A 6,000-nucleotide genomic window follows, 5' to 3' on the forward strand; every position below is an offset into this window, starting at 1 on the left:
CTGAGGGCTCGAATGAAATCGACCGCCAACGCGCTCCTCAACAGGTTGGAATTCCCGGTGCTGCTGGCTGGGCTGGTGATCGCCGGCGGGCTGTGGGGCCTGGTGGAACTCATGGAGGTGGCGCGCGCCACGACGCCGCATACCTTCGATACGGAGATCCTGCTCGCCTTCCGCCGCGCCGGGCAGCCGGATAGCCCGATCGGCCCGCTTTGGCTGGAGGGCGCGGTGCGCGACATCACCGCGCTGGGCAGCACGGCCGTGCTGGCGCTGATCACGACGGCGACGATCGCCTATCTGCTCCTGATCCGCAGGCCCTCGACAGCCCTGTTCATGTTCGCGGCCGTCGCCGGCGGGCAAGCGCTCTCCAGCCTGCTCAAGCTCGAGGTCGACCGGCCGCGGCCCGATCTCGTCTCGCATCTCGTCACCGAGACCTCGCTCTCATTCCCCAGCGGGCATGCCATGCTGTCGGCCGTGACCTATCTGACGCTAGGCTCGCTGGCGGCCCGCTTCCTGCCGGACCGGACGACCAAGGTCTTCGTGCTCGGCTTTGCTGTGCTCACCACCGTGCTGGTCGGCGCCAGCCGCGTCTATCTCGGAGTGCATTGGCCCTCCGACGTGCTTGCAGGCTGGTGCGCAGGTTTTGCCTGGGCCATGCTGTGCTGGCTTGCGGCGCGGCTGCTGCAGCGACGCAAAGTCGTCAAGGATAGCGAATAACCGATGTCCCATCTACATAAATGACGCTTGAAACATCACTATGCTTGTATTATCCATTGATATCGCAGACTCAGACAAAGGTTCTGGCCGATGATCACTGCTGCGCAGATGCGCGCCGCAAGGGCGTTGGCCGGTATCGACCAGCGAACGCTTGCCGAGCGCGCCGGCGTTTCGCTTCCGACGATACAGCGTATGGAAGCGAGCGAGGGCGTCGTGCGAGGCGTCGTTGACACGCTGATGAAGGTCATCCATGCCCTCGATGAGGTCGGGGTGGAATTGATCGGCGAGAACCAGACCAGCGAACGCGGCGGCAGGGGCGTGCGCCTCAAGGCCACCGTGGCGCAGAACCCGCAGGGCTGAGCCGCAACCGTGTCCGTCTCGGGAACCGTTGCCGGTTTTCGGGCAGCGATGCGGCGTCGCAACGGTTTTATCGCGACGGCGACCGCCGACGTCCAGCCGACGATCCCGCCGCCCTGTGGAGCGGAAGCAGTTCATGGATCAGGCGCGGCGGGCAATTCACCACCAAGCACGGCCGACCTTCGCCGAGCTGTTCACACCAAAGCTGGTGACGGTGCTGCGCGAGGGCTACCACCTCAAGCAGCTGAGGGCGGATGTGATCGCCGGCCTGACAGTCGCCATCGTGGCGTTGCCGCTGTCGATGGCGATCGCGATCGCCTCGCATGTGGAGCCCGAGCGCGGACTGTTTACGGCGATCATCGGCGGTTTCATCGTCGGCACGCTTGGCGGCAGCCGTTTCCAGATCGGCGGGCCCGCCGGCGCCTTCATCGTGGTCGTGGCCTCGACGGTCGACCGGCACGGTGTCGACGGACTGATCCTGGCAATGCTCATGGCCGGCGTCTTCCTGCTCGCGGCCGGCTATCTCAGGCTCGGCGCCTATGTGAAGTTCATTCCCTATCCGGTGACGGTGGGTTTCACTGCGGGCATCGCCATCATCATCCTGTCCAGCCAGTTGCACGACCTGTTCGGCCTGACGCTGCCAGGCAAGGAGCCAGGCGACCTGCTGCCGCGGCTTATCGCGCTCGGCAAGGCGGCCCGAACGGCAAATCCGGCGGCCATTGCGCTCGCCGCGCTGACGATAGGGATCATCGTGGCCATGAAGCGCTGGCGCCCTTCGTGGCCGGGCCTCCTGATCGCGGTGACTGCGGCCTCGCTGGCGACGACGCTTCTCGGTCTTCCCGTAGAGACGATCGGAACGCAATTCGGCGGCATTCCGCGGATGTTACCGGATCCGGCTCTTCCGGCGCTGGATGCGCAGAAGCTCGTCTCCGTGGTGCCCGACGCAATTTCCTTCGCTCTGCTCGGAGCAATCGAATCGCTGCTTTCCGCCGTGGTCGCGGACGGTATGACCGGACGACGGCACCGCTCCAACTGCGAACTGGTGGCACAGGGCATCGCCAATATCGGCTCGGCGCTGTTCGGCGGGATCTGCGTGACTGGACTGATCGCGCGCACGGCGACCAACATCCGCGCGGGCGCGCATGGACCGTTGTCGGGAATATTCCATTCCGCCTTCCTGCTGCTGTTCATGCTGGTGGCTGCGCCGCTTGCCAGCTACATCCCGCTGGCGGCGCTCGCCGGGGTGCTGGCCACGGTGGCCTGGAACATGGTGGAGAAGCCCGCCTTCCTGGCGCTGATCCGATCGTCCTGGGGCGACGCCCTGGTGCTTCTGGTCACTTTCGGACTTGTCATCTTCCGCGACCTCACCACCGGCATCGTGATCGGCTTTGCGCTGGGCGCTCTGCTGTTCATCGGGCGGATGGCGCGTTCGGTCGAGGTGGAGGCGCATGTCCCGCCGGTGACGGAGGACCGCGCCGACGACGCAAATGGCGGGCGCGTTGCCTATGACCTCGCCGCCGCCACCGATCCTGATACTGTCATCTATCGCATATCGGGGGCGTTCTTCTTCGGCGCTGCGGCAACGATCGCGACCGTGCTGGACCGTATCGCCGACCAGCGCAGGAACTTCATCCTCGATTGCTCGGCGGTGCCCTTCCTCGATTCGACCGCGGCAAACGTCATCGAAAGCACCGCGAACAACGCAAGGCGCGCCGGAGGACGCTTCATCATCGCGGGCGCCTCGTCGCAAGTCAGGCGCACCCTGATAAGCCATGGCGTCAAGCGGCCGCTGGTGACCTATGCAGCCTCGATCCGTGACGCGCGGGCGCAACTGGGCGGAAAAGCGGAGACGGCGTAGGCGCCCTGCTCAAACCGTCGCTTCGATCGGCTCGGCAAGCTTGGGGCTGGCTCGTGCGGCGATCAGGCAGCCGGCGACGATGAGACATGCGCCCGCCAGCGTGGTCCAGGCCACCTTCTCACCGAAGAAGGACCAGCCAAGCGCGATCGCCCAGATGAAGGCCGAGTATTCTGTCGGGATGAGATATTGCGCTTCGGCACGGGCGTAGGACCAACTCATCAGGAATTGGCCGGCGAGCGACAGCATCGCCACGCCTGCCAAGGGGAGCCAAAGTTCTCTCGGCAGAGCGACGGCAAGCCAAGGCGCTGCGCAACCAAGGATGATCCCGACGAAGATATTCTGGAACAGCATGATCTCGACCGGCTTGGCCAGAAGCGCCTGTCGCCGGGCGAGGATCAGATTGTAGCCGTAGAAGACCGTCGATACGAGCACGGCGACCGTGCCCAAAAGCGCATCCTGCGAATGGCCTGCCTGCCCGAACTGGCCGGCCAGTATGATCAAGACGCCCGCGATGCCGGCCAGCGACGCCCACACCGCCTGCCGCCTTATGCGCTCGCCCAGCAGCAATGCGGCGAGGAAAAGCGCAAACAACGGCGCGACGAAGCTCAGGCCTATGGCCTCGGCGAGCGGCAGCCTGGCGAGACCCCAGAAGAACGAGACTAGGACGATGCCGACAATGACCGCGCGCAGCGCATGCAGACCGAGCACCGGGAGGGTCGGTTTCGAGCGTGGCCCCGTCGACCAGGCCGCGCCCGCGACCACGATCGCGACCATGCTGCGCCATAGCACCGTATTGTAGACGCCGACCGCGATGACCAGCGACTTCATCGCCGCATCCATGCCCGACAGCAGGAAGATCGCCAGCGCGCAGGCGAGCACCGGGATCGTCGGTGAAACGGCGCCGTTCAGGCTGGATGTGTTCACGGCTTTGCTCACATGAGGGTTGCCGCCGAATAGTCCGGAGCGGCCGGCGAAACCAGATGGCAGCCGCACCGACATGGCGGTCCAATATCGAGCGGCGAGGCGAAAAGCTCGCCTCATCGCTGAGTGCCGAGATGCGAAACGCTGTCCCGCCGGCGTTGCAATGCTTCTCCGCCGCGACATGCTCAATCCAGGGACAGCGCCGCGACCTTGCCCTCGCCCATCAACGGCACATAGATGGCCGCCTTGCCGTCCGTGCCGATATCGGCGCTGCCCGGCTTGAAGGTCGCTACCACCGCCGGCGCGCCGCCGGGCTTGTAGCTGTAGAGCGTGCCGGTCATGTAGGCGGTGGCGTAGATGGTGTCGCCAATGGCGATGACGCCGTCGAGATCGGCGAATTTTTGGGCGCCGGGCAGCGGCGTGATCTCCTTCGTGGCAAGGTCGACGGACAGCAGGCCGCCGGGCTCGGCGGTGCTGAAATCGGTCCTGTTGATGCCTTTGCCCCAGGACGCGACGATCAGCTGGGCGCCATCGGCGAAGACGCCGTTGGGGGAGGCGAGCAGCGCATCCTTGACGAACAGCTCCGGTCTGTCGCCGTCGATGCGGTAGATCGTGTCGGCCAGCATGTCGCTGACATAGACCTTGCCGGCACTGTCGGCGGTCATGTCGTTGAGAAACACGGCGCCCGGCACATCGATAGTCTCGACCAGTCTGCCGCTGGCGAGATCGACGACGCGCACCTTGGTGATATCGGCGGTGTAGAGCCTGCCGCCGGCGATCGCCATGCCCTTGGGTGCGTCCAAGCCCTCCACCCAGTGACGCGCGAGGACCTTACCGTCCATCGACAGCAGCGACAAATAGCCATTGCCGTCCGCCGCGCCGGGATTGCCGACGATGTTGGAAACGACGATGCGGTTGTGGGCGGCATCGACAAGGGCCGATTCCGGCTGCTCGAAGCCGGCGGCGCGCCAGAGCTCGCCGGCCTGCGCGGCGGACATGACGGAGATGGCGGCGAAGGCGGCCGAAGCGATGAGATATTTCATGGATGCTCTCCTGTGATGACGGCCGAGAGCTAGGCTTTCCGATACTTTCCGGGAAGCCGGAACAGGACTAGTATCGCAGTTCAATACGAATTTGCACGAATGAGGCGCAGTCCATGAACGGTCCGATCTTCGAGGCGCTGAAACGGACGCTGAAGGCCAAGGGCCTGACCTATCGGACGCTGGCCAAGCGCATGGGCATTTCCGAGCCGACGGTGAAGCGCATCTTCCATGAGAAGAACTGCAAGCTCGACCGGCTGATGGAGATCTGCGCCGCCGCCGATGTCGAGCTGGAGAACGTTCTCGGCGCGATGAACCGCGGGCCGGGGCCGGCCAACCGCATCGCGCCGGAGATCGAGCGCCGGCTGGCGGCGCGGCCGGCGCTGCTCTTCGTCTTCGTCATGCTGTCGGAGAAGTTCACGCCCGAAGGCATCATGCGCTCGCAAGGCCTGAGCGAAGCTTCGATGTTCCTCTACCTGCGCGACCTCGAGGAGCTCGGGTTGGTGGCGCTGGGGCGCGGCCTGTCGGCAAGGCTACTGGTCGACGCGCCGATCCAGTGGGATTTCGAGGGGCCGCTGAAGCCGCATTTCGAGATGACCAACAAGAACTTCATCGGCTGGGCGATCGGCCATATGGAGCAGGCCGCGACCTTCATCAGCTTTTCCCGGCGGATGCGGCCCGAAACGGCGGAAATGCTGCGCCGCGAGGCCGACGAGCTCGCCGAACGTGCCAGGCTGCTTGCCCATCACGACCAGCACACCACGCCCGAGGACCAGCTCACCGGCTACAAGTGGACCTTCGCCTTCGGCGCGACGCCGTTTCCGGCGATCATGCCGATCGGGCCGCATCCGAGGGATGCGGGCGCCAGGGCGGCGAAGGAGAAACGGGCGCTGCCGGCGTAGCGCTGCCCCTTCTCCCCTTGTGGGAGAAGGTGTCGCCGAAGGCGACGGATGAGGGGTGTTCCAGGGAATGAGACATCAGCGACCAACGAGCGTGTTGGCCAAGCTGGAGCACCCCTCATCCGGCCGCTTCGCGGCCACCTTCTCCCACAAGAAGGGCTTTGCACAGAATCGGATCGGTGATTCCATGCGGATATCCGGCGAGGAGGGA

The 6,000-nt window shown here is 65.3% G+C and carries 6 protein-coding genes; 4 read left to right on the forward strand and 2 right to left on the reverse strand.

The window, feature by feature from the left end; genetic code table 11:
- The first annotated feature begins 12 nt into the window (after positions 1-12).
- The 3 genes from LB538_RS26595 to LB538_RS26605 all read left to right on the forward strand — a co-directional run bounded on the left by LB538_RS26595 (position 13) and on the right by LB538_RS26605 (position 2,929).
- The gene (locus LB538_RS26595) at positions 13-714 is read left to right on the forward strand and encodes a phosphatase PAP2 family protein (RefSeq protein ID WP_224532635.1); all 702 of its coding nucleotides are present in this window, start codon (positions 13-15) and stop codon (positions 712-714) included.
- A gap of 90 nt (positions 715-804) precedes the next feature.
- On the forward strand, positions 805-1,074 hold the full coding sequence (locus LB538_RS26600; protein ID WP_095770123.1) for a helix-turn-helix domain-containing protein: 270 nt from the start codon (positions 805-807) through the stop codon (positions 1,072-1,074).
- A 133-nt stretch (positions 1,075-1,207) separates the two neighbouring features.
- A complete protein-coding gene (locus LB538_RS26605; RefSeq protein ID WP_224532636.1) occupies positions 1,208-2,929 on the forward strand; it encodes a SulP family inorganic anion transporter in 1,722 nt (573 codons plus the stop codon).
- A 9-nt stretch (positions 2,930-2,938) separates the two neighbouring features.
- Here the strand turns inward: LB538_RS26605 and LB538_RS26610 are convergent, their stop codons facing one another.
- Both LB538_RS26610 and LB538_RS26615 read right to left on the reverse strand, forming a co-directional pair.
- On the reverse strand, positions 2,939-3,865 hold the full coding sequence (locus tag LB538_RS26610) for a DMT family transporter (protein WP_224532638.1): 927 nt from the start codon (positions 3,863-3,865) through the stop codon (positions 2,939-2,941).
- Positions 3,866-4,035: 170 nt separating this feature from the next.
- Positions 4,036-4,893, reverse strand: a complete 858-nt coding sequence (locus tag LB538_RS26615) for an ATP/GTP-binding protein (RefSeq protein WP_224532642.1) — start codon at positions 4,891-4,893, stop codon at positions 4,036-4,038.
- A 113-nt stretch (positions 4,894-5,006) separates the two neighbouring features.
- Here LB538_RS26615 and LB538_RS26620 point away from each other — a divergent pair, with 113 nt between their 5' ends.
- Entirely contained in the window at positions 5,007-5,792 is a 786-nt protein-coding gene (locus tag LB538_RS26620) for a helix-turn-helix domain-containing protein (RefSeq protein ID WP_224532644.1), read from the forward strand.
- Positions 5,793-6,000: the final 208 nt, after the last annotated feature.

The organism is Mesorhizobium sp. Ca11 (assembly GCF_020165275.1).
GTDB lineage: Bacteria > Pseudomonadota > Alphaproteobacteria > Rhizobiales > Rhizobiaceae > Mesorhizobium.

Coding starts and splice junctions, on each gene's coding strand:
- LB538_RS26595 (WP_224532635.1), top strand. CDS start 13: ATGAAATCGACCGCCAACGCGCTCCTCAACAGGTTGGAATTCCCGGTG.
- LB538_RS26600 (WP_095770123.1), top strand. CDS start 805: ATGATCACTGCTGCGCAGATGCGCGCCGCAAGGGCGTTGGCCGGTATC.
- LB538_RS26605 (WP_224532636.1), top strand. CDS start 1,208: ATGGATCAGGCGCGGCGGGCAATTCACCACCAAGCACGGCCGACCTTC.
- LB538_RS26615 (WP_224532642.1), bottom strand. CDS start 4,893: ATGAAATATCTCATCGCTTCGGCCGCCTTCGCCGCCATCTCCGTCATG.
- LB538_RS26620 (WP_224532644.1), top strand. CDS start 5,007: ATGAACGGTCCGATCTTCGAGGCGCTGAAACGGACGCTGAAGGCCAAG.